This is a genomic window from Neobacillus drentensis (assembly GCF_036966985.1).
In the GTDB taxonomy this organism is placed as follows: domain Bacteria; phylum Bacillota; class Bacilli; order Bacillales; family Cytobacillaceae; genus Neobacillus; species Neobacillus drentensis_E.
The window spans coordinates 1-1,646 of the sequence record NZ_JBALSN010000590.1; the positions used below are offsets into that span (position 1 = coordinate 1).

A 1,646-nucleotide genomic window follows, 5' to 3' on the forward strand; every position below is an offset into this window, starting at 1 on the left:
TATTGACTCATTTATTTACTTGAGAATATATAGATATCTATGTATAATAGAAAACATGATAAAATATGACACAGCATCAAAGGTTGGAAAGATTAGAGATTCAGTAAACAATTTGATTTTGTCGGAGCTTAACAAGTACGGAGTTGATGGTATAGCCCCATCACATGGGGATATTTTAGTGTGCCTTTTCGAAAAAAATAGCTTATCTGTGAAGGAACTTGCTGAAAAAATTCATCGCACTCAACCGACCGTTACAGTTTTAATTGATAAGTTACAGAAGCTAGGGTTTGTAGAGAGAAAAAAGAGTAAGGAGGACAGTAGAATAACTTTAATCAATCTTACGGAAAAAGGCACACAGCTAGAACCGATATTTCGTGAGATCTCAGAAAAATTAAACACTGTCATTTATGGGGATTTAACAACCAGCGAAAAAGTACAATTGGAACATTTATTAGAAAAAGTCTTAAAAAGATTTTAATTTTTTTTGAAAAATTACATAGATATCTATGTAATAGAAAATTTTACAAGGGAAAGATAGTGTAAACAAATATATAAAGGAGAGGTAAAATGATTCGATTTGAACAAGTATCGAAACAATTTCCTAGTGGGACATTTGCCGTAAAGTCTTTAGATTTAGAAATAAAGAAAGGCGAATTTTTTGTTTTAATTGGACCCAGTGGTTCTGGCAAGACAACCACATTAAAAATGATTAATCGCCTCATTGAATTATCAATAGGTTGGGTTTGGATTAATGGAAAGAAAATAAGCGACTATGATATCAATGAACTTCGTTGGAATATCGGATATGTACTTCAGCAAATTGCACTTTTTCCACATATGACAATTGCTGAAAATATTGCCGTTGTACCGGAACTAAAAAATTGGGACAAAGATAAGATTGCTGGTCGTGTTGATGAATTGCTAAATATGGTAGGTCTTGACCCAATAGAATATCGAAATCGAAAACCTAGTGAACTTTCGGGCGGACAACAGCAACGAATTGGTGTTATAAGAGCTTTAGCAGCCGACCCTGAAATCATCTTGATGGACGAACCGTTTAGTGCGCTTGATCCCTTTAGCCGGGAAAAATTGCAGGATGATCTGCTTGAAATTCAGCGAAAACTGAAAAAAACCATTGTGTTTGTCACACATGATATGCAGGAAGCTTTAAAGCTTGGGGACCGTATTTGTCTGATGAAAGATGGTGAAATCGTTCAGGTTGGTTCTCCACACGAATTCTTATCCAATCCTGTGAATGATTTTGTACGTGAATTTGTTGGCAGCCGTAAATTTTCGATTCAATTGAATGAACTAATTACACCTGTTTCAGCAGGAGAAGGATTTTTATCTGATACGAAAACCATTTCATTATCCACTCCAGTAGATGAATTATTAGAACTACTAGAATCATTCGAACAAATTGCTGTAGAGGAAAATGGAGAAGTAATCGGTATCATCAACAGACAAAATGCAGTGAAGGTAATGTCTCAATATTTGAGAAAAGGAGGGCAAATTCATGAGTAATTTGATAAGTGTCTTATCAGATCGAAAATCTCAGCTTTTGAACGCTCTTTTGCAACATATAGAAATATCGTTAATTGCTCTTTTTTTCTCATTAATTATTGCGATACCACTAGGGATTTATT

At 34.4% G+C, this 1,646-nt stretch carries 2 protein-coding genes; both read left to right on the plus strand.

Going from position 1 to position 1,646, the window contains the following annotated elements; all coding sequences use genetic code 11:
- Positions 1-478: MarR family winged helix-turn-helix transcriptional regulator (locus V7659_RS28530; protein WP_335543431.1), on the plus strand; the 478-nt coding region annotated here is incomplete at its 5' end.
- Positions 479-567: 89 nt separating this feature from the next.
- Positions 568-1,524 carry an osmoprotectant update ABC transporter ATP-binding subunit OpuFA gene (gene opuFA / locus V7659_RS28535; RefSeq protein ID WP_335543432.1) on the plus strand — a complete coding sequence of 319 codons (957 nt, stop codon included), beginning with the start codon at positions 568-570 and terminating at the stop codon, positions 1,522-1,524.
- Positions 1,525-1,646: the final 122 nt, after the last annotated feature.

Coding starts and splice junctions, on each gene's coding strand:
- opuFA (WP_335543432.1), top strand. CDS start 568: ATGATTCGATTTGAACAAGTATCGAAACAATTTCCTAGTGGGACATTT.